The sequence below is a fragment of the Corynebacterium sp. 74A genome (assembly GCF_008930665.1).
GTDB classification, from domain to species: Bacteria; Actinomycetota; Actinomycetes; order Mycobacteriales; family Mycobacteriaceae; genus Corynebacterium; species Corynebacterium megadyptis.
Genome location: NZ_PQMG01000001.1, coordinates 491,436 through 513,814, shown reverse-complemented (window position 1 = coordinate 513,814; position 22,379 = coordinate 491,436). Strand labels below are relative to the sequence as shown.

Annotated in this window: 7 protein-coding genes; 5 read left to right on the top strand and 2 right to left on the bottom strand. The window is 59.4% G+C overall.

What is annotated here, in order from left to right; all coding sequences use genetic code 11:
- Positions 1-286: 286 nt before the first annotated feature.
- Entirely contained in the window at positions 287-1,720 is a 1,434-nt protein-coding gene (locus tag GBB11_RS02150) for a YeeE/YedE thiosulfate transporter family protein (RefSeq protein ID WP_151548857.1), read from the top strand.
- Here GBB11_RS02150 and GBB11_RS02145 read toward each other — a convergent pair.
- The gene (locus GBB11_RS02145; protein WP_192796282.1) at positions 1,717-2,772 is read right to left on the bottom strand and encodes an NAD(P)/FAD-dependent oxidoreductase; all 1,056 of its coding nucleotides are present in this window, start codon (positions 2,770-2,772) and stop codon (positions 1,717-1,719) included. The genes GBB11_RS02150 and GBB11_RS02145 overlap by 4 nt on opposite strands.
- Positions 2,773-2,850: 78 nt before the next feature.
- Positions 2,851-8,655, bottom strand: a complete 5,805-nt coding sequence (locus tag GBB11_RS02140) for a non-ribosomal peptide synthetase (RefSeq protein WP_151548855.1) — start codon at positions 8,653-8,655, stop codon at positions 2,851-2,853.
- An 89-nt stretch (positions 8,656-8,744) separates the two neighbouring features.
- Between GBB11_RS02140 and GBB11_RS02135 the strand changes: the two genes are divergently transcribed.
- Genes GBB11_RS02135 through GBB11_RS02120 form a run of 4 tightly spaced genes read left to right on the top strand, consistent with a single transcriptional unit; the run spans position 8,745 to position 22,289 of the window.
- Positions 8,745-10,514, top strand: a complete 1,770-nt coding sequence (locus tag GBB11_RS02135; protein ID WP_192796283.1) for an ABC transporter ATP-binding protein — start codon at positions 8,745-8,747, stop codon at positions 10,512-10,514.
- On the top strand, positions 10,511-12,277 hold the full coding sequence (locus tag GBB11_RS02130; RefSeq protein ID WP_151548853.1) for an ABC transporter ATP-binding protein: 1,767 nt from the start codon (positions 10,511-10,513) through the stop codon (positions 12,275-12,277). Before GBB11_RS02135 ends, GBB11_RS02130 begins: the two co-directional genes overlap by 4 nt.
- Positions 12,274-13,398: a class I SAM-dependent methyltransferase gene (locus GBB11_RS02125; RefSeq protein ID WP_151548852.1), complete on the top strand. Its 1,125-nt coding sequence runs from the start codon at positions 12,274-12,276 to the stop codon at positions 13,396-13,398. The genes GBB11_RS02130 and GBB11_RS02125 overlap by 4 nt, the downstream gene beginning before the upstream one ends.
- Positions 13,395-22,289 (top strand): type I polyketide synthase, encoded by an 8,895-nt coding sequence (locus GBB11_RS02120; RefSeq protein ID WP_192796284.1) that lies wholly within the window; start codon positions 13,395-13,397, stop codon positions 22,287-22,289. The genes GBB11_RS02125 and GBB11_RS02120 overlap by 4 nt, the downstream gene beginning before the upstream one ends.
- The last annotated feature ends 90 nt before the right edge of the window (positions 22,290-22,379 follow it).

Sequence of the window (22,379 nt, the reverse complement as noted above, 5' to 3'; positions counted from 1 at the left end):
CCGGTACCTCAGCCACACGCAGACGCGGGGCAGGGGGTAGTGCAGGCACTGCTTTTAAGTATGACTGATTTTTCTGCCGCGGGTAGGTCTGTGGCCGCCAAGAATCCCCCGAGCTTATGTGAGCTTCTTCACTAACGTACAGAGCGGTTTACTATTTATAGACAGATATGTCTACTATCGGGTGGTCTATCGCCCGTAGTGCCGTCGTGGCATGCGCGGGAGAAAAGCAGTACCTCATCCGCTGTGCGTTCACCGCACACCAGTTATAGACACAAGGGGTTCGACCATGATCATCACTGGCCTTGCGCTCGGCACACTTCTTGGCGCAGTTCTGCAGCGCGGACGCTTCTGCGTTACCGGCTTCCTGCGAGATATCTACCTCCGGCGCACGTTCCGTCCTTTCGTAGCACTGCTGGTTGTTATCAGCGTGCAAGCCCTCGGAGTGCAGCTTCTCACCAGTATGGGGTTCATCCAGCCCGAATTTGATCCCTTCGCGCCGGTGGCGGTGATCGTGGGCAGCCTGCTATTCGGTATCGGCATTGTTCTCGCCGGCGGCTGCGCCTCCGGTACCTGGTACCGCGCTGGCGAAGGGCTGGTGGGATCATGGATTGCACTCATCGCCTATGCCTTGTCCGCGGCAGCGATGAAAACGGGCGCCCTGCGTGGACTGAACGACTGGGGGCGGAGCCTGCAGACTGAGCATGTTTCCATCGCCGAAGACTTCAACATTGCGACGTGGGTGTTGGCCCTGGGACTCAGCGTCGTCACCGCCGTCCTTGTTTGGCACTACTGCTCGACCACGACGCAGCAGCCGACCCGAGCCGTACGTACTGATACACCGCGATTGACGCGCGTGCTGTCTGCACCCATTCCGGTCTATCGCGCGGCCGTGCTGGTCGGTCTCATCGGAGTGGTGGCGTGGCCTTTATCGGCTGCCGCCGGGCGCAATGATGGTCTGGGAATCACCGGCCCATCCAAAAACGTGATGAATTATCTCGTCACTGGCGATAGCGCCTTCCTCGACTGGGGAGCGCTACTCGTGCTCGGCATTCTTCTCGGCTCGATTATCGCCGCGTCTCTCAGTGGCGAGTTCCGCGTGCGCGTGCCGGATGGTCGCACCGCCGTGGCTTCCCTGGCTGGCGGTGTGCTCATGGGTGTGGGCGCCAGCTGGGCTGGGGGCTGCACCGTGGGCAATGGCATGGTGCAAACCAGCCTGTTCAGCTACCAAGGCTGGGTCGCGCTTCTGTTCACCACCCTCGGGGTATGGCTGGCAGCGAAGTTCTATCTCACTTCCCCCACACAGCAGGCACCAGCCACCAGTGGGGATTCCCTCCCCGCCACCTCTGAGCGTCTCTCCGCTCCGCTTGTCGACGCTGGGCACGGGCAGGTAGCCCTCGCTACCCGTCCCGCACCCCGTTTCACAGCGGTCGATGTGGGGCTTCGTGCCGCAACGTCCACCCGCACTGTCGAATCGATCGGCGAGGGGCACTACGCCCTCGATAGCCGCGGCGACGTGTGCCCCTTCCCGCTGCTCAAACTAAAAAACGCGGTTGCTGAGCTTCATACCGGCGACCAGATCACGATCACCTTCGATTGCACCCAAGCAACTGATGCCATTCCTGCGTGGGCTGCGGAAAACGGCCATAGCGTACTCGACTTCGTGCAACGTCGCGCCGCAGAGTGGGAGATCACCCTGCACGTAGGCGCGCCGAAGGCTTAGTCGGACTCAGGATCCGACATAGTGGGCAGGGCCGGGGTGTGCGGGTGGGCGAAAAAGAGATCCTGATCCGCCCACAACCCGGCGGTCTGGCCTTGGGCCTGCGCTTGGGCGACGAAGGTCAGCGGCTGCGGCATCGTGCGCGCAAGCGCAGTATCGCCCGCAGCGAAGACAAGAGGATTGCTGGTGCGCTGCTGGGCGTCGACGAGAATGTAGGGGCCCTGGGTTTCCAACTCGAGATCGGCGCTGAGATCCAGGCTGGCGCTGGTGGGGGCCTGGAAGAAGACGTGATCGAGATGATGCTCCTCCTGCGCAAGCTCGTCTGAGGAAGAGTCGAGAGCGTCCGTGTGCAGCACACAACCGCCGGTGTCGCCGGCCTGAAGGCGCTGTGCCCGGGCATGAAACACCCGCACTCCCAGCGCCTCGAGAGCAGTGCGATGCTCCGCGGGTGGGAGCTCCTCGGTGATGAGGGTGACGCGATCGCTGAGACGTTGACGCAGATAGAGCGCTTGGTAGGAGGCGAGAAGCCCAGCCATGGGGGTATCCGGCTGCTGAATGTGCACCACTGCGATGGCGGAATCCTTGGCCTCGTAGCCGTGGCAGTAGGGGCAATGCAACACCTCGGTGCCCCACAGCTCGGCGGCGCCGGGCAGCAGATTGGGGTGGTCATGCTGGCCGGTGCCAAGGATGAGGCGCTGGGCGGTGATCGTGCGGCCATTGCTGAGGGTGACTTCCACGGCATCGACTTCCTCGCCGGAATCGTCGAGCGCGCGAAGGGTGCGGGCGGAACGCACGTGGCCTTGTAGGGCAATCACAGTGTCGAGGGCAGCGACCGCCGCGCGCGCCTGTGCGGTGTAGTCGGTGGGAGCGATCCCGTTGTTCGCGGCGAGCATATTAATGGCAGGGGAGGGGGCGTTGCGGTAATCGCCGGAATCGATGTGGATGGTGAGCCGTTGTTGCCGGCCGAGCAGCAGCGCCGCGGTCATGCCCGCAGGCCCTCCTCCCACCACGATCACCTCGGCGTCAATAGCGGGCAGCTGGGTGGTGTCTGTCATCGTGTGTACCTCCATAGCGTGAGTGCAGTGTTCATCGTGGGCATGCGAGTCTCGTCCTCGCCTAGGTATGGATGGGGTTTATGCATCGTGATAGTTCGCAAGGATAGCGGCACGCCGGTGCCCGCGGGCCCGACGCGAGAGGCTCTCGCGCCGGGGAGCCTGCTCAGTTCCGCGCTCTGCTCGAGTGGGGCTGTCGGCAGTGACCGTGTGATTGCTCGTTGTGTCGGCAACGAGGCGCCGAGCATCAGGTGCGGTGCTGGATTCGGATGCTGAAGAAGAATCGACGATCTTCGCTACGAGCGCATCGACTGTGGGATTGGTAAGTAGATCCACGACCGTGACATTCATGCCCTGTGCCTGCAATCGTTGCTGCGCGGCAACTAAGTCCAGCGAAGTGATGGATTGCTCGAAGAAGGGACGCTGTGGATCAAGATCGTCGAGGCTCGCGGTGTCGCTGAGTGTGGAGTGCACAAGCTCCCGGATTGCCGCAGAGTCGGGATACCGCTGCGCACTAGTCTCGCTGTGCCTGGACTCTGGTGTGATGTGCGAACGATTCAGCAGCGAGAGGAAAGTATCGAAGAGACGACCCAAGGTAGCTGCGTCGACGACGGTGGAATCAAAATCCCAGTTAATTACGAGATCTCCCTGCTCTTCTGTACGGAACGCCTGGACATCGAGCAACATCCCAGGGGTTTGAGAGATGGCATAGACGGTCTCGCCGAGAGCGGTGAACAGCTGCGAGGCGTCACCAGGGGCGCTGCCCAACGCACTCGATATCGAAACGACAGGCAGAGCTACACCGGCGTTTCTGGCAGCGCGCAATTGGTCATTGCCATGGGCCATGCCGTGTGGCGCATTGATTCTCGCATCCATGCTCTCCCAATACTGCGTATGCAATGCCGCCTTCGCTGCCGCTTCGCCTTGGCTACACGGCACCGTCAGAACTGCGGTATGGGTGAGTTCTCCCGCTGGGCCATCAGGATCCGTGATAGCTGCAGGGTTTGTCGTCACAATGAGACTGCAGTCCTCCTCGGGAGAAAGAGTCTGGGCGACACACCAGATGATGTACTGGGTCAAAGAGGCAGAGTGGTGCATCGCGTCCTCCTCCAATGTGGAGGCCAGGTGTGCCGGTACAACATGGCGTAGCCTGTGCCAACAGTGGCGACTTCCCGCCGGGTGGTGTGGGTCCGTTGGTTCGGAGGCGGCACCGACAGCGGTGAGGGGTAGGGCCGGTGATGGCGCAATGGGGGCTCCCGGTTCCGCCTGCCGAATGGGGGCAGCCGCGGCGGGGAGGGGGACACGATCCCATTCCCGTGTGCACCCAGGCTGAAGATACTCCTGCTCGATGACACGGGTGATGCGTAGGGCAGTGGGCGCATCGAAGAACAAGAGATCCACATCGACAATCACTCGCCACTGTCTGTGACCGGTGTGGATGGCAAGCACCTCGATCAAAGGCGCGTGCCTGGAGTCAAGAACCCGAGTGGCACGCTCCTCGCGAATGCCCGAGAGTCGGTGCTGCTGTTCGTTTTCGGAGAGATCGCTGAGGTCAAGGGTAGCGACGTCGATTCCAGCATCAGGGTCGCGGCGGGCCGTTGCGTTGGCCGTTGCGTACAGCTTAAGGCAGTCGAAGACGTCCACCGTGCGTGTGCACGCCGCCTGGAGCCGTTGCGGGTCTAGCTCCGAACAGTGAAGCTCTGTGTAGTAATGCGCGGCTGTCTTGGCACCATAAAACGGTGTTTGACGGCCGATGAAATAGGCAAGTTGCATCTCGTTAAACGGCACATCACAGTTGTCAGCGTCATGAGCGTCTACACGCGCCGTACTGGGAGGAGTTGTTCTACCGATAGCGTCGAGCGCAGCGTCGTCCACTTCGACCAACTCCGCCATCGTGCTCTGCGGCGCTGGGGCACACGCAGTCCGATCAGATGTCTGCGGGTTTTCCGCGTTCTTGAGACCAAGGAGCTGCTCTAGTTGGTCGACAGCAGAAACACACTCTTCGATGCGTGCTAAGGCATCGGCAATACGGTGCATACGTACCGACAGTGGTTCCGCCGTCTGGCCACGTTGCGCCCCTTCCTCCGCGTGCTCGCTGTTCGATGAAGGCGAGTAAAGGACGCTGCGCTCTGGGGGTGAGTCCACCGTTGATGGGTGTTGTAAGGGGCTGTCGGCCGAATGACGAGGGCGTGGTGCATCCTCTGGAGTCGTCGTATCAGTCTCAGAGGACGTACTCCTGAGAGATTCTATGAGCGCTCCTGTCGTTTCAGCCTTGGTCAACGTCGTGAGTGAGGGGCGCGTTCCGGTGTGCTCCTCAATGAGCAGCGCTAGCTGGACGAGGCCGACGCTGTCGAAACCGAGAGCGAGTAAGGGCAGGTTCTTCCAGTGCTCGTGGTCAGTACGGGCGGAAATGAATGCATGCACTGCATCGTCGAAATCTGGGCTTTCGCTCTGTTCTTCTGTCTCTTCTTCCGTACGGATAGGTCGTGGGGTGCAGTGGGCTGCGCTATCCACCGCGGTCGCCGTGCTGAGGTTGCTCTCTGCGGGGGCAGGCGATTCCTTTTCGCTCTCCGTGGACACCTCTCCCGTGGAGGAGTGCTGAGTTGGCGCCGCATTTTTCTTTCGGGAGGTGCTGAAGGGATCGGGTAGTGCGGAGAAATCAACCTTTCCATTGTCGGTCAACGGCAGGGCGTCTAGTGTGACGATGCGGTGCGGCACCATGTAGTTGGGCAGCGAGTCTTTGAGCTGCTGGTAATAGTCAGAGGCGGCTGAGTTGTCATGTTGCGCAACATAGGCGATCAGCCTTTGCCGATTGTCTGGTCCTCGAACTGCGGTGACGACAGCACCGCGAACATTGGGCATGCGTTGCAGTGCTGCTTCGACGTCGCCAAGTTCGATACGGAAACCATTAATTTTTACTTGGCGATCATTTCGACCTAAGAATTCGATGGTGGAATCACTCCGCCATTTACCGATATCGCCTGTGCGGTAGAAACGTCGTTGCAGTACGGGATGAATGATGAAGCGGTCATTCGTTTTTTCTTCATCCGCTAGGTAGCCGCGGGCCACTCCGTGTCCACCAATGTGTAGCTCTCCGGGTTGGTCCACTCGGCAGGGTAGGCCGTCTTCATCAAGCACCAAGAACTCTTGGCCACGGAGGGCACGGCCATAGGGAATACTCTTCCACGACTCGTGCACCGCTGTGATGGGATAGGTGATGGACCAGATAGCCGCTTCGGTCGCGCCACCAAGGCTATGAATATAGGTAGAGGGGCTGAGAGACCACATACGTGTGGGCAGCGTGATGGGAAGCCAATCACCAGAGAGAAGTACATGCCGCAGGCTGCGAATCGACGGTGGCTGAGGGTTGGTTTCCAGTGCATCGATAACGAGCTCGAAGGTGGCGGGAGCGGAATTCCACACTGTGATTCCGTGCTTCTCGATGAGCGTGGCGAGGTAGGTGGGGTCGATGGCCTCGTGGGGATCTGGAAGGATCACGCATCCCCCGACACCGAGCATCCCAAACACGTCGTACACAGACAGATCGAAACTGAGCGACGACACCCCCAACACGCTGTCATCTGCGGTTATGTTGAATCGGTCATTAACGTCATCAATGGTTACGCGGGCGTGACGGTGCTCGATTGCGACACCTTTGGGCTCTCCTGTGGAACCCGAGGTAAAGATGATGTAGGCCAGATCGTCGGGGCTGGTGTGGCTCGGTGCTGGCGCTAAAGAGTGTTCTTCCTTTAGAGCAGTAGCGCAGCTGGTGTCCAGCGTCCCGTCGTGGCGGAGCGCGACCTGACTCAGCGAATAGGTCTCTGCCAGGGCGCGGAGAGCTTCAGATTCATCGGACAGAGTGAGGATCGTCGATGGTGTCGCCCGCTTCACGACTGCCTCGATTCGAGCTGCTGGCCACGCGGGGTCAACGGGCACATAGGCCGCCCCGCTGGCACATACAGCCAGCGCAGAGACCACTTGAGCGGCTGACTTTGGCATAGCGATGATGACACGGTCACCAGCATTGACCTGTGTGCCAAGGGTCGTGCGCAGTGCGGAGACGCGCTCTTCTAGCTCTCTGTGCGTCAGAGTAGTGCTAGTGGTGATGATTGCGGGACGCTCTGGATAGCGCTTGGCGGCTCGCATCCAAGGAGTATGGAGCAGACCGTCGTCCTCGGGGACACCGGCATCTGCTGGGGCATCCATCTCGATGTGGAAAGGCATCCATCCTAGACTCGGTCGATGCCACGCATCGCTCGTGGCGAATTGGGACATTGCTCGGAGAGAAGAATCTGCGAAGCTCGCCCACATGTCCTCTGGCCATTCTCCGTCGCGCACATCCCATACGAGCACGAGGTCATCACCTGCGGTGAATACGAGATGGTCGACCAAAACCTGCGGAGTTTGAGACAATCCGAGCTGCTTGTTCCCAAGCCACTCTTCGGCATCAGTTGTTCCTACGCCGAGAGTAGAGGTGAACACGATGGGATCGGTTGCACTAAAAGGCGAAGCGTGTTCGTGCAGCTTCCGACGCTTGCGCTCGGCGCTGGCAGGGTAGGCGCGGTGATCAACGCACTCCCACAGCCGATCGGTGATTTCTTTAATCGTGTGCTCTGCAGGAACGGTGTAGTTCAACGTAGGAACATCACAGATGGCATTGCTGCTGAAGTCGCCAATGACATCCGATTGTCCCGGAGGACGATCATAGACGGTGAGGTTAATGGAGAAATCCTCATCGTTCACCCGGAATCTATCTAAGAGCACTGCATATACCGTCAAGAGCAATCCCGTGGGGGAGACATGGTGACGTTCGCACTGCTCCACTATCCGCGCCCAGGTCTTCCCATCAATGCGACGCTGGTATCGAGTAGTGGTGTCTGCGGCGTCCTGTGGAGCGACAGCCAAGGTGGGTGGGGGACTAAGTTCCTGTTTCTCCCACCATGCCTGGGCATCGTGCGACTCCGGCAAGGGAGAGTGCTGGCGAAATGTATCGTGAGCGCTCATCTCAGAAAACGGCATATACACTGCCTCCTTCCAGCGTGTGAGTAGGGTGGTAAAAGACGCATAGTCGAGAAGAACTGCATCCGTGCTGAGTAAAAGATGCACGGTGTGGTCAGGCAAGAGGACCGCCGTGATCGCGAACATCGGCCAGCGCATCGGGTCGAAGACAAGGTGCGAATGGCTGCGGCGCAGCATCATCAAGCGCTCCTGCGCAGTCTGCTGATCGCTGGCACGTAGGTCGACGCGTTCAATCCGAAAATCGCGGCAGTCGATCACCGCCTCCCGCAGGCAGCCCTCAGCTGTGACCGCGCTACGCAGAGTGATTTCTGAGGCGAGCACTCGACGAAAGGCGACGTCAAGGACGTCAATTGCGAGTTCAGCTGGGGTGGTATCCGGCGCGTCATCTAAGAGATATCGGGCTGCGGGACTGCGGGTGATGGCGTCGATATCGAGAATGTACTCGTTGAACCAATGGGATCCCACCCCACCAAGTTCAAACTCGTGGGAGCGCCCAACCCAATACGCAGTCTGAAGAGCGGTGAGTGGCATCTCTTCGGCAGCGTCCGCGGAGGAAGGAAGGGGTGAGGAATCTTCGGCCTGCACCTGAGCGCTGGAGTCTGCTCCCATTTGGGGGTGGTAGCGCCGTGCGAGCTCGCCCAAGGTGAGTGTGCCAAGAAGCTCGCTGAGAGGGATCTGTATCCCTAAGTCCTGGCGCAAGGTTTGTTGGATTTTAAGGGCCTGAAAGGATGTGACTCCGCATTCACGCAGTGTGAGGAGTTCGGGATTGGGCAGTGCACCAACGTTCTCAGTGAGGTTTTCACTGTCGAGGGCAGTGAGCAGGGATCTCAGTGCGTAATGGGCAACGTTGCCAATTAGAGAATTCATAGTTAGATTTCTACCTTAAAGATTGAAGGTTGCCTAGGCTTCGTTAAAAGTTCTTCCCAATGAAGCGTGATGGAGGGAAAAGATTCACGATGAGCAGCTCTGGAGGGCGCGTGGACTATGGAGTTTTTGTGCGCATCGTGGCCCCAATCCGTCGCCGTCTCCTGTGCGCTTCTGTCTTGCAGGCGCTGTCCTCGTTCAGCGCTGTGGCGGGAATGCTCTGCGCCGGGGCACTGGCTGGATGGCTGGTCACTGAAGTCGGGACTGTGTCTCTTCCGTGGCCCCTGTTGATAGGAGCCATCCTCGGTTTCCTCGGCCAAGCGATCTTTCTGGGCGCGGCAACCACGGTGAGTCACCTAGCCGATACTTTTCTCCAGCGTGAGCTGCGCGGGGATATCGCAGATTATCTCCAACGGCAGCCCATGGACGAGTTCGCTGAAAAAGACTCAGCGGCAGTAAAACGGATGCTGACAGATGATGTCGGGGCCCTACACAACGTCGTCGCGCATGCTCTTATCGACGCAGTCGCCTCGATTCTCACACCAGTATTCGCTCTTATCGCCCTAGCGGTTCTCTCCCCGCAAGCTGGACTTATCGCCTGTGTTCCAGCTCTGATCGGGGCCGGCATTCAACTCCATCACGGACGAACCGCGATGGCGAAGATGGACGAGTATTTCGCACACGTTTCCGCCCTCGACAGTGCAAGTGTCGCCGCCGTGGAAGGTGTTGCTGTCTCGAAAGTCTTTTTCACTGTTGATGATCAGACGGCATCCGCCGATCAATTCAGGAAGGCTGCGACCCGCTATAGCCGTTTCGTCCACGCATGGGCGATGGATGTAGGGCGCAAAATGACGGCGGCGGAGATCTTCCTGAGCCCCGTTCCCGCTTTTGTGACCGCCATTGGGGCTGGGCTGCTGTTCGACGTCGGCACTGCGGCGATCGCCTATGCCGCCTTGCTCGCGCCGATGGTGGGAGCTCCCATCTTGCCGCTGGCCTATGCCGCACAACACATCAGCGCCGGGCTGGCCGCAGCGCAACGCTTAGATGCGGCGCTGGGACAACGCGCAACGGACAGCCCCCGCGATGAGACTCACGGCGTACACAGCCAGTGGCCTGAAGACTGGGAGTCCATCGAGCTGCGTGAGGTGAGTTGTTCGCGGCAGGGGCATCGCGTCCTCAACCGGGTAAGCGGGATCATCCATCGCGGGGAAAGCGTGGCCATAGTTGGACCTTCTGGAGGCGGAAAATCAACACTCGCGCAGGTCCTCACGGGGCTGTATTCCCTCGATGAGGGCGACATCATCATCCATGCCCCCTCGGGAGCGGTGAGCATTACGCAACTACCGCTGGGAGCAATCGGTACGCATGTCGCCTTCGTAGGCCAACACCCAGGAATTTTGCAGGCGAGCATCGCAGACAACGTCACCATGGGGCGCGAAGCACTCAGCGCCGGCATCGATTCCTGTCTGCAGCAGGCGCAACTCGATGAGCGGGTATACGCCCTGCCAGAGGGCACGCACACCATTCTTGGCCGGGAAGCCTCTTTTAGTGGCGGTGAACGCCAAAGGCTCACTCTCGCCCGCGCTCTCTACCAGCGAAAGCCCGTACTCATTCTCGACGAACCTACCGCTGCAGTTGATGTGCTCGGCGAGCGACGCATCGATCAGGGGTTGGAAGAACACCACCAACAAGGAGTCACCATTATCAGGATTGACCACCGACTCACCTTCGCCACACAGGCGCAACAGGTGTGGGTGATGGACCGCGGCAGCATTGTCGAACATGGTAGTCCGGCGGACTTACGCGCCCAGCGCGACTCGGTATTCAGCCAGCTTTGTGCGGGGATTGTAGGTCCGAGATGAGTACTCACAGCACACATTCGAATGCCGCAGCACGGTCCACATTTCGCGGACTGGTGCTCTCTCTTGACGCTCGTGATCGCCGCCGCGTCGGGATAGCGATCGGCGTGGTAGCCGCTGCCAGCCTGGTGGAGGTCGCGGCAATAGTCATGGCCACCGTGGCACTGACCGAGGACGCTCCGCTGTGGCCGGCGTTTCTGCTCGCTGCGGTGTGGGTGCTCGTCTCCAGTCTGGGCGTCATGGCGAGTAGGGGCGCAGGATATTCCTTGGCCGAAGGACTCTTAGAGCGGGTGCGCTGCACTCTCATCTCGCTTCCTTATGGCTGGTTCCGCACGGACCGCAGGGGCGATCTCGCGACTCTGACCACGGGGGACGTGATGCAGGCCATGTCGATTCCAGCGCATCTTCTCCCGCGTCTCATTCCAGCGGTGATCGTGCCGTGTTCCTTGGCAGTGCTGCTGACATCGCGTGATCTCCTCCTTGGAGGGATCCTCTGGGTGCTCTTGCTTTTCTGTTGGGGCGCGGCAGTATGGGGGCGCGCTATGGTGGCCGCCAGCGACGGTCGCTTGCATGAAGCCCAAGAACTAGCCGCTAGCGCGGTGATCGAGTTTGCTCGCCTGCAACCGACTCTGCGCTTGGCTTCTGCCCAAAGCTTCGGCCGGCAGCGCATCGATACCGCACTCGATCGCGTTCGCGACGACACCGCACGCATGATCCGCTTGGTCCTGCCAGGCGTGACTGTATTCGCCTTCATGGTGCAGCTCACCATTGCGCTGAGCCTGGTGGTGGCCGTTGTGCACGGAGTTCACAGTGGGCAGAGCGGTATAGCAATTGTGCTGAACATTCTGCTGCTGTTGAGGTGTATCGAACCTCTACGCGGTGTCGCTGAACTCGCAGCAGCGCTGCGCATGGCCCGGAATGCAGTGCAGCGGCTGCTGGATTTCTTCGCTACCCCACAACTACAGCAGGACCCTGAGCGTGCTGCTCAGCCACCCAAAATCAACCCCGAGACGGGAAAGCCCGCGGCGTTCTCGCTGGAACACGCGAGCATGTACTACCCGAGCTCCACCTCTGGGGTCGATGACCTCACCCTGGACTTCGACGGACCGGGTCTGGTTGCGGTTGTCGGCGCGTCAGGATCCGGGAAAACCACCCTGCTGTCCCTGCTGGCACGCTTCGGGGATGTTGATTCCGGAACAGTGCACCTTATGGGGCGGGACGTGCGCGGGATGAGCGTCGAGGATATTTCCGCTCACGTCAGCGTGGTTTTTCAGGACACCTACCTGCTCAATACCAGTATTCGTGACAACATTGTCCTTGCTCGACCCAGCGCTAGCGCTGCAGAGATCGAGCACGTCATGGACATGTGCGGGGTAGAGGATCTCGCGCGGCATCTTGAGGATGGCGTTGACACCGTCGTGGGCGAAGGCGGCGAGCGGCTCTCGGGTGGAGAAAGACAGCGTGTGGCCATCGCCCGCGCTCTACTCAAACAAGCACCCGTGGTGTTGCTTGATGAGGTCACCTCCGCGCTCGACGCCTTCCAGCAGCGGATCATCATGCAGGCCATCGAGCAGCTGCGGCAAGATTCCACCGTTGTGATGGCGGCACACCGGTTGAGCACAGTCGTGTCAGCCGACTGCATCGTCGTCATGGATTCTGGACGCATCGTCGATGCCGGCACCTACAGCGAACTGCTGTCGCGCTGTTCCACATTCCAAGCGATGCACTCGTCTTCTGCGGAGCGAGGAGGGGATAGCCGGTCATGACCAGTATGGATCCAGTCTCCCCTGATCTCACAGCCGGGCGCGTCCACGCGTTAAAAGTGCACCATGTCTACCGAGAGCAGGCCGCATATGACTCGATATCTCGAGTGCTGAGGAATGTCGATCACGCTCACGTACCGGCGCATCTCACACCGATTCTGCGCCGCTGGGAAAGCATTACCTCGAACCCCGACGCCCAGCAGAAACGATGGAGGGAATTGCTTGCTCAGGACGCCGGTGACGTGCCCCAGTCATGTTCGTGGGCCGAAGTCCGCGTGCGTGGCGAGGAGCTACTTTCCGAAGCTGGGTGGGACGAGAGCACCATCGACAATCAAAAAAATCTTGACGCATTTTTCTCCACCTGTGATGCCGAACTCGAGTCGCTCATTGTGGGAGAAAACACCGTGCGACAGATACTTTTCGACAACGATGCACTCAGTGCCGCGTCGGCTATGTATCAGAACAACCCGATCAGTAGTGCCATCAATACCAACGTGGCGACCCAGCTTGCTGCCCGCGCAGCGCGCTGCCCATCCAGGCTCGCCGTGGCAGAGATAGGCGCGGGTACAGGCGCGCTCACTGACCCAGTTCTTGATGCTCTCCGGAACACACACGTGGACTACACCTTTAGCGACGTCTCGCGGTGGTTCCTGCATCGTGCAAAGCTGCGCTACGCAGGACGTCCCGGTATGAACTTCGGCATCGTCGATATCAATGATGCCCCTGGTGAGGCTTTGGATTCCCTCCATTCAGGCTCGGGGTTCGATGTAATCGCCTGTGGAAACGTTGCCCATAACGCACTGAGGCCTGTGCAACTGCTCTCGGAGTTGTCCGCACAACTGCGGCCGAAAGGGAGCATGTATCTCATCGAGACAGGAACAGAACATCTTCCCCTGCAGATCTCGATGAGGTTTCTGATGGCGCCAGATCCGAATGGGCCGCGCCAAGAATTTCAGGATGCCCGCGGAAGCAGCGGACGCATTTTTCTCAACCGTGAGGAATGGGTAGAGGCAGCCACGGCAGCGGGTCTCACCGTTAAAAGCCGGTACCCAGAAAAACACCACCCCCTGGAATGGCTGGACCAATTCAGCCTAGAGCTCATCAAGGAGGAATCAGTCTCGTGACTCGGGCTAACCCCGCTATCGCCGTCGTATCTATGACGTGCAGGTACCCCGGTGCCGACACCCCAGCGCAACTCCTTGGCCTCCAAGTAGACGGTGAATTCGGCTATGGTCGCCGCACACCGTCGCAGGACGCAGGTGCCTCCGCACTACATCGCCATCCGCATTTTGTTCCCGTCGTCGGCGATCTCAGCCACATGGACGCATTCGATGTTGAGGCACTCGGATTGAGTGAGAGCGCCGCGCAGTCTACTGACCCGCAAATGCTGCTGGCGATGGAATTGGTTGGTGAAGCGCTTGATCTTGCCGGTTTTACAGGGGAAGAAGAGTGGGGAGTTACCGGTGTTTTTTCTTCCTGCGCAGAATCGGTATATCTCCACGACAACCTTTCTGATGATTTCGATCCGAGGGGCGGCACGGATCCTGTCCGCAGCCTCGATCTGCACTCCCGCAACGTTGCGGATTATCTGCCTCTACGCATTGCGTACCGGTACAACCTCACTGGTCCAACGATGAGTATCGGCGCAACGTGTGCATCGTCTTTGGTGGCTGTTCATCAAGCCTTCAATAGCTTGCACGTGCATGAGTGTGATACCGCCATCGTCGTTGGCGTGAGCCTGAAAGACGTGGGGGCGCATCTGGGCGGCTATGTCGCTGTTCCTGATGGGCCATACTCGCCGTCTGGCTTTACCCACTCCTATGGCAGTGACGCCGATGGAACCGTGTTCACCCAAGGCGCGGGCGTTATCGTATTGCGGCGAACGACAGACGCGCTGCGTGCGAACCAGCCCGTGCTGGGAATGATCGCAGGCTCCGCTGTATCTAATGATGGTAGGTATGGCCGAGCCAGCTTTAGCGCCCCATCAGTAGAAGGGCACGTCGCCGCCATTGAAGAAGCTTTGGCAGTCTCCGGTCTTGAAACACAAGATATTGGGCTGTTGCACGGTCACGGCACAGCTACGGTGTTAGGCGACGACGTAGAGATTGCGGCCTTTTCCCAAGCATACGGGCAACGTCACGACGATGACCTCCCTCTATGTTCGATCAAAGCCCACATTGGTCACACTGATAGTGCAGCGGGCATCGCTAGCCTCATTGCTTCGATTCAGGCCGCGGCTACTGGTATTCAGCCGCCTGCGCACACCGCGAATTCGCCACACCCATCGCTTGCGCGCACACAGAACCTTAAGCTCCTTTCTTCCCCGCGTACGTGGGATGCAGCGCAACGGTGGGCAGGAGTAAGTGCACTGGGCATCGGGGGCGTGAATTGCCACGTTATCGCCGGATATGATGAGCGCTGCACGCCGGTGCAAAACACTGAGGCGGAGCGGGACAGTGTTTCTCTGAAACCGCAGGAAGATCCTCTATTTTTGCTCAGTTCGCATACCGCAGACAGCGTGCGAGACATGGCGCGGCGTGTTGGAATCACTCTCGCTACTCATCCTGATTGCAGCCATCAACTCGCTGGGATGCTGGCCGTGCATCGATTGCAGCGACGCTATCGGGCGGTCTATTCCCTTTCCCAGCTGCGTGCACGTGCATCCGATACACACGACGATGCCATCGCCGAGCCCACCGTTGTCGATAGTGGGAATAACCCCGCCCTACTGTGGGTATTCCCCGGTGCTGGTGTGCCACTGCGGGGAGCTGCAGCGGGGCTGCATCGTGCCGAGCTAGGGCATGCCGGTGAGCAAGAATTCTGGACGCACCTGCATGACTTGTGCCAGCGCTTTCACGAAAAAACCGGCACAGATTGTCTCGCATTTTTGACCGAGGACGTTGCTGCCGAGCAGGCCCAACATGAGCCTGTTGCACCCCTTCTCCTCTTGTCTTCTCTCTACGCCTACAGCGTCTCGCTTGCCCGTGCCGCACAGGCGGAAGGGATCATGCCGGACGTGATGCTTGGTCATAGTGCCGGCGAGTATGCTGCGGCAACGATCGCAGGCACGCTCTCGGTTGATGACGCCGTTTCACTGGTGTGCGCCCGTGCACAAGCAATGGAGAACGCACCAGAAGGAGAGATGCTCAGCGTGGGGCTGGGCGCGACAGCCCTAGAGGAACTCTGTCGTGACTCCGCCACCGACGCTTCTGTTCGTGCAGCGTTTCAGGCCTGCGATATTGCTGCAATCAATGCGCCCAATGCCGTGGTGCTGAGTGGGCCGCGTCGGGACATCGCTGTGCTTCGACACGCTGTGGAAGAAGCGGGCGCAACGACCCGAAATGTCGGTATTGCGGCAGCCAGCCATTCTCGGCTCATCGAAGGAGAACTGGCGGCGTTTCGCGAGGTAGCCACCACTGTCGGATCACCCACTGGGCAAGGAACCATGGTGAGCTGTCTCGACACGCAGGTCCACGGTGCTGGGGAGAAGATTGACCCCGAGTATTGGGTGCAGCATTTGCGCCAGCCGGTGCGTTTCGATGCGGCGGTGGACACAGCCATCGACGCACTCGAGCGCCAAGGATATGACGGTGTACTCGCCTGCCATATCGGGCCCGGTTTGGGGCTTGCGAAAATGGTCGCCCGGAGGCCCATCTGCAAGGCGAGTCTCAGTCTTGCCCCAGCACAGCAGAACCCAGGTATTACTCCACACCAGCTGGTGCGCGGACATGTGTGGGCGGCCGGCCGCGACTCTGCAGCCTCCGAACTCGTCACAGACGAGGGCTTTGCTCCCCACTTAGTGGCAGAGATGGGGTTTTCTTATCGACGCACCCCGACGGTGAAACCGAGCCACAGCAGCACCCAGGCCAGCCGCCGATCGCGCACGGTTCAGGCCCAAATTCCCAAGTACTGCTTGGTCGATACGCCCGAGGCTGGGGACACCGAACGCTCGTACGTGTTCGCTTATTGGCCCCCTGAGGCTCGCCACCAGGCTGCCACACTCGATCCGAGTGTGCAGTGGGTGGACTATGGTGCACAGGACCACGCATCGTGGGCCGACCTCGATGGTGTGGTGTTCTTCCCAACGCTGCTGTCCACGCAGAAGACTGCGCCCGCACTCGATCGGGTGCGAGCGGAGCTAATGGCCTACGTTGAGCTGCACAAGCTATGGAGCCAGCCGTCAGAGTCTCAGCAGAGTGGTCCAGCGCTGCTCGTTGTCTCTCACGCCAGCGCCGCAGTCACTTCCGCAGATAGCCCCGAAGCTCATCGCGCGGCCACGATAGCGGCCGCTCGAGTATTCGCTCAGGAGCATGGCGGGATCGCCTGGGCCACCGTGGATCTCGAGGAACCGCTGGGAACCCAGGCACACCCACATCTTCTCGCGAGGATGCTCAACCGCAGCGCGGGCGGTGGATTCCACTATGCGCAGCGCGGTGGTGTGCTGCTCCAACGAAGCTGGGTTAGTGCCGAAGATAATCCAGCGTTGGATGCTGTGCTGCACAAGGACACGCACACCGACGGCGCTGCAGCGTCGGCCCCGGCGCTGCAGGTCTTAGTGCTTGGTGGCACAGGCCGTGTCGGTAGCAACGTGTGTCTGCACCTACTCGGCCACGGCCACGAGGTAACGGTGTGCTCGCGTACGGCGCCGACGGCACAGGGGCATCAAGCTCGGCTGGCCGCGGCGATCGCTGCCGGGGAGCTGCGGTGGGAAGCCGCAGATGTCACCGATGAAGCCAAGGTGCAGGAGATATTGGCCCACGAAGATTACGACGTGTGCATTTTCGCTCCGGCGGAGATTGATCTGCTCACCTTTGAAGAGATGGATGAGGACGGGCTCAGCCGCGTCATGTCGGCCAAGATTGCAGGTCTGGAGTGTTTGGCCACAGCCATTCAAGACAGCGGCAGCAGCCCACGTGTCCTCGTGATGTCCTCTGCAGCAGTAACTATCGGTGGTTTCGGGCTAGGTGGATATGTTGCTGCCAGTGCCTTCATTGATACCTGTGCTACCGCCCGAGGATGGACGGTGATCGACTTCGATCGTTTCCGGTTGGGAAGTGAAGAGGAAAACACCGCTGCCTCGGAAGTCTCTTTGCGTCACGCTATCGATATCGATGATGCTTTGAATGTCATTGACAAGGTTGTGCGGGAAGAAAGTACGTCTGACACCGGATTACACTTCGCGCTATCCACTGGTGAGCTCAACGCTCGTTCCCGCACGTTGGTCACGCGTCGATCGACCACGCCAGCGTGCATGGAGCAGCAAGAAGAAGCTGCACTATGGACAACTCAGCAACGCGCAGTAGCAGAAGTGTGGGCGGAGGTTCTAGGTGCACGTGACCTCAATCTTGACACCGATTTCTTCGCCGCGGGCGGGCACTCGCTCCTCGCGACCCGAGTGCTCTCGTTGTTGCAACAGCGGCACGGCATACACGCCCGGCTGCGCGATCTTCTCGATTATCCAACGGTACGGACCTTCGCAGACCACCTCGACCACGGGGAACATAGCGTCGATAAGCGCGACGCGCATGCTCCGGACCCAGCCCCCACGGAAGCTGTGGCTTCCACCCTCGGCACTGCTCACGAACCATTTCCCTTGACCCGTATTCAGCACGCCTACTGGGTGGGCCGAGGCGATGGCTATGAACTTGGTGGGGTGGCGTGCCAGTTCTACCTCGAGTATCGTGCGCAGGAGCTCGATATCGCGCGGTATCAGGCGGCATGGGATGCCACAGTGGCACACCATCCCATGCTTCGCGCTGTCGTCGTGGAAAGCGGAGAGCAGTGCATTCGTGATCGCCGAGCTCCCACGATCGACGTGCATGATGCACGAGCCACTTCGGCTGAGACGCAGCGCAGGCTCGTGGAACGCACCCGCGAGCGCGTTTCGCGCCGAGTGTCTGATCCCGCCGTAGATTTCCCAGTGTTGGTGGAAATTGTGCGCACCGATGCCGGCGATCATGTAATGATCGCGGTCGATGTGCTCATGGTGGATTCCGCATCATGGCTCATCGTCGACTCCTGTGTGCAGCACTACTACGAGCACCCCGAGGTAGCTCTGGACCCGCTGCCCTTGACATTTGAGGATATTCAGCGTTTCCACGCCAGCCAACCGACGGAGACCGCACAGCGTCGGCGAGCCCGCGACTATTGGGACTCTCAGCTCGACGGATTCCCTGACGCACCTGCTATTGCGCGCCATCCCGCTCATGGTGCGCCTCGCTTCACACGATTGAGCGGCCGTGTCCAGGGCCAAGCCCTGGCAGAACTGCGTCAGCGTGCTCAGCAAGCGGGAGTGTCGCTCACCAGCCTGCTACTCAGCGCTTATACCCACGTGCTTCACGATTATGCAGAGCAAGAAGATATTGCTGTCTCGGTGACCCATTTTGATCGCCGGAGTGCGCTTCCTGCCGAATGGGCAGAGCAGGTCGACTCGGTGGTCGGGGAATTCTCCTCCATGCTGCTCCTGCGCAGTCACGCTGATGCTGGAGAAGCGTTGCAGGACGATCGACTGAGAGCGACCAACCGAGAACTTTTTGATGCCTTGGATCATCGCGCGATGTCCGGAGTGGAAGTGCTTCATGCGCTGTCTCGTGCGCGCGGACACGTCGTCAGCGTTCCGGTGGTATTCACCAGCATGGTCGACTTCGAACAAGACCATGACCACAGTTGGCTGGGCGAGTATGTCACCGGTATCTCCCAAACTCCGCAGGTGTGGCTGGATCACCAGGCATTCTTTCATCGCGGTGAGCTTGTACTGCAATGGGATGTTGCTGATGTCGTGGACATCGATGAAGCAGAAATCTTCTTCGAGAAGTATCTTCGGATCCTCGGCGGCACCACCGACATCACAGCGCAGCAAGCTCAGGACGGCCAGCAGCACAATCAGGACCGGCTCGAATCCTCCTCGTCCAAGGACACCGCGGCGGACGAGCAGGCATCCTCGGTTGCGGAGGAGGAACAGCTCAGCGGCGATGCCACTGACCTTGTAGAGGTCGTGCGTCAGGCTTGGGCCGATCTTGTCGGCGTGCCTGCTGAGTCCATTCAACGAGACTCCACCCTCCTCGATATCGGGGGAGACTCACTCTTGGCTGTTCGTATCGCGAACACCCTGAAATCCCAGTTGGGGTGCACCCTTCCGGCGCCACTGATGAGGGCAGATGTCACCGTCAGCGAGGTAGTGGACAAGCTCGCACAGCTGCTCGCACCGTCCCCAGCAGAGCACCCAGAAGGCCAAGCCAGCATCGAGCTCAAGCGTGCCGATCCTCAGCAGCGTTTCCCGCTGATGTCTCTCCAACAGGCATATTTTGTGGGCCAGACGCAGGCGCTCGACGTGTCGTATCCGACCGCGCACGTCTATACCGACGTTCCGCTGTGGAATATGCAGATCACCGACCCAGCGGAGGTGACGAGAATCCTGCGTTCTGCCTGCCGCCGTGTGGCTGTGGCGCACCCAATGCTGCGTGTGAGCATTGATGAAGACTCACTCCAATATTTCCGGCCAACGTCGGCAGACGTTATCGATTCATGCGTGGAGGTGCGTGTTGTCGATATGCGTGGGCTGACTGCGCCGGAAGAACTCGAGGCAGCCCTGCAGCAGCACCGCCACACTATGACTCACCAAGGACCGAATCCAGTAAACGGTGGAGCTACCGCGATAGTCGGGGCACTACTTCTGCCTGGCGGTCATGGTCGCTTCTTCGTCTCCTCCAGCCTCCTCGTTCTCGATGGCTGGTCTGCGTCACTATTTGACCGGGCACTCCTGAAGGCACTGTGTAGTGAAGAGCCGCTACCTGAACTCGACATTACTTTCGCGGATTACGCGCTTTCTGTGCAGGAGTATGAACAAGATGCCGTGGATACGGACCGGCAATGGTGGAGCGAACGGCTTCCCACTCTTCCTGCGCCTCCAGTGCTTAACCCCGCAGATGGTTCTGCCACTGTGGCTAACAGCGCTGGTTCGATGCTCATGCTAGAACGCAGGATTTCTGCAGAGACGTGGTCACGCATCTGCCAACGGGCACGTAAAGAAGGTGTTACTGCTACCACGGCAGCAATGACGGCTTTCGCGCTTGCTTTAGCAGAGCGCACTCACCGTGGTGCGATGCTACTCAATACGCTGCAGCACAATCGACACGGCATACACCCAGATGTGATGAACCTGATGGGACCCTTCTCGCGCACAGCTTTAGTGTCCCTCGAACTTGGGAGGAATGATTCCTCTGGCGCGCAGCCGACGATGCGAGAAGTGGCACGGTCAATTGCTGCTCAATCTGGTGAGTGCTTGTCCCACAACCTCATAAGCGCAGTGGACATCAGCCGAATGCTGCTGAAGAACATGGGCCGCGCGCGATCTGTGGCGCCAATTGTATTCCAGTCCACACTCGGAATGGACGCAGCGTTGGGCGGTGACTTGAGTACCAATGCTGGCCCTTTGGGAACGATAGATATCTCGGAGTACTTCCAGCAGGTTCGCACGCCTCAGGTGGAGCTTGAACTGCGTTGTTTCGAGCTCTACGGGGAATGTGTGTTGTCCATGGCCGCTCTCCCGGAGCGGTTTGGGGATGCGCCATCGTTGATTCTCGATCGAGTACATGAGCTCTTATTGGAACTGGGCAGCGAATCCGCATGGCACAAAACTGTCGAGATCCCTCAAGAGCGCATGGCTCTGAGCGATTATCTCACGGCAGGGGAGAATGAGAATTCTCATAACTCACCGCAGAAACACGTGCGTGAGATCCCCGCTGAGCTAGAGAAGTGCATTGAAAAGCTGTGGAACGAGCTCGTTCCTATTGCAAGCGAAGAACACTTCTTTAGGGCCGGAGGCGATTCCTTGCTGGCCGTGCAACTTATACAAAGGTTGTGTTCCACAGCGCTGGAGTGCGTGGACAGCCACCAGCTATCAATGGCAGAAGTGGCCCCAGAGTTTTTTGCGCACCCCACTCGGGAAGGACTGGCGCAGGCGTATATATCTGCCGCTGCGCAGGGGGAAGAAGGAACCTCCGACGGCGATGAAAGCGCCGCAGATTCGCACAACGTGTCTGCAGAGCCGGCTCGGGTAAAAGAGATTGATATCGCGAGTGTGGTTCGAGACTGTTGTCTGCATCTCACCCGAGGCGAGGGAAGGCCAATATTTTTCATTCACCCCTCTGGAGGCGACGCATTGTGCTATCTAGAATTAGCGAGACGCCTAGAGACGGATCGTCCATGCGTGGCGATTATGGATCCGCAGATTGCCGGACACGACGTTCTCGGCGCGAGTATCGCTGAGATGGTTGATCTTTATTATAGTTTGATCAAAAAAATATCACCGGATGGCCCCTACACGATTGGCGGTTGGTCAATGGGAGGAACATTGGCTCACGAAATCGCGTGTGCTCTTCGCAAGCAAGGGGATTCGGTTGATCTTGTGTGGATGGTGGATTCTAATTCTCCAGAAAGAATTATCGATATTCTCAATCAAGGCGAAGCGCGGTCTCTGAGCGAAGAAGAGCGTCAAGAGTGTAGCGATAATCGCATGATGTTGCGGCAGCTGCGTTCTATCGAAGCCTATCTTGGCCTCGACGGTGATAGCGGCCCCGACTCCGATGTAGACACGTTGTGCGACAAACTCGAAGCGCACGGTGTAGACGTGTCCCCGAAGGCGCTACAAGTGCGAAACGACATATTTTCTCGCCATATTCATGCGCTTTATGATCATCATGCGCACCTGCTGGACCAAGAAGTAGCTGTTCTTCTGGTGCGGGCGGATCAGCGCTCCCCCCGAAACAGCGGGGAAGGTATGGGCGTCGACGACTGCACGGACGAGCACCTCGGGTGGGATTCCTGGATCGATGGCCCCTTCGAGGTACATGGCGTGTCGGCACACCACTATTCGATTCTTCGGCAACCACAGGTAGCCCGAGTGGCCACGCTGCTCTCGCAAGCAGTGCGCACCCACGCCACGGGAACCCATACAACGGGACGAGCGCGGTGCTCGCGCGCCGCCGCAGCTGCAGAAGGCGATAAGCCTCCCTGATGGGGTGCTGATCGTGCCTAGCACATTCCATCCCTCTCATCACCTATCCTTTCGCCCGAGCGCGAAAGCCCACTCTCATAGGAGACTGAC

Bases quoted from the DNA above. Each gene is read 5' to 3' on its own strand.
- GBB11_RS02150 (WP_151548857.1), top strand. From the start codon at position 287: ATGATCATCACTGGCCTTGCGCTCGGCACACTTCTTGGCGCAGTTCTG.
- GBB11_RS02145 (WP_192796282.1), bottom strand. From the start codon at position 2,772: ATGACAGACACCACCCAGCTGCCCGCTATTGACGCCGAGGTGATCGTG.
- GBB11_RS02140 (WP_151548855.1), bottom strand. From the start codon at position 8,655: ATGAATTCTCTAATTGGCAACGTTGCCCATTACGCACTGAGATCCCTG.
- GBB11_RS02135 (WP_192796283.1), top strand. From the start codon at position 8,745: ATGAGCAGCTCTGGAGGGCGCGTGGACTATGGAGTTTTTGTGCGCATC.
- GBB11_RS02130 (WP_151548853.1), top strand. From the start codon at position 10,511: ATGAGTACTCACAGCACACATTCGAATGCCGCAGCACGGTCCACATTT.
- GBB11_RS02125 (WP_151548852.1), top strand. From the start codon at position 12,274: ATGACCAGTATGGATCCAGTCTCCCCTGATCTCACAGCCGGGCGCGTC.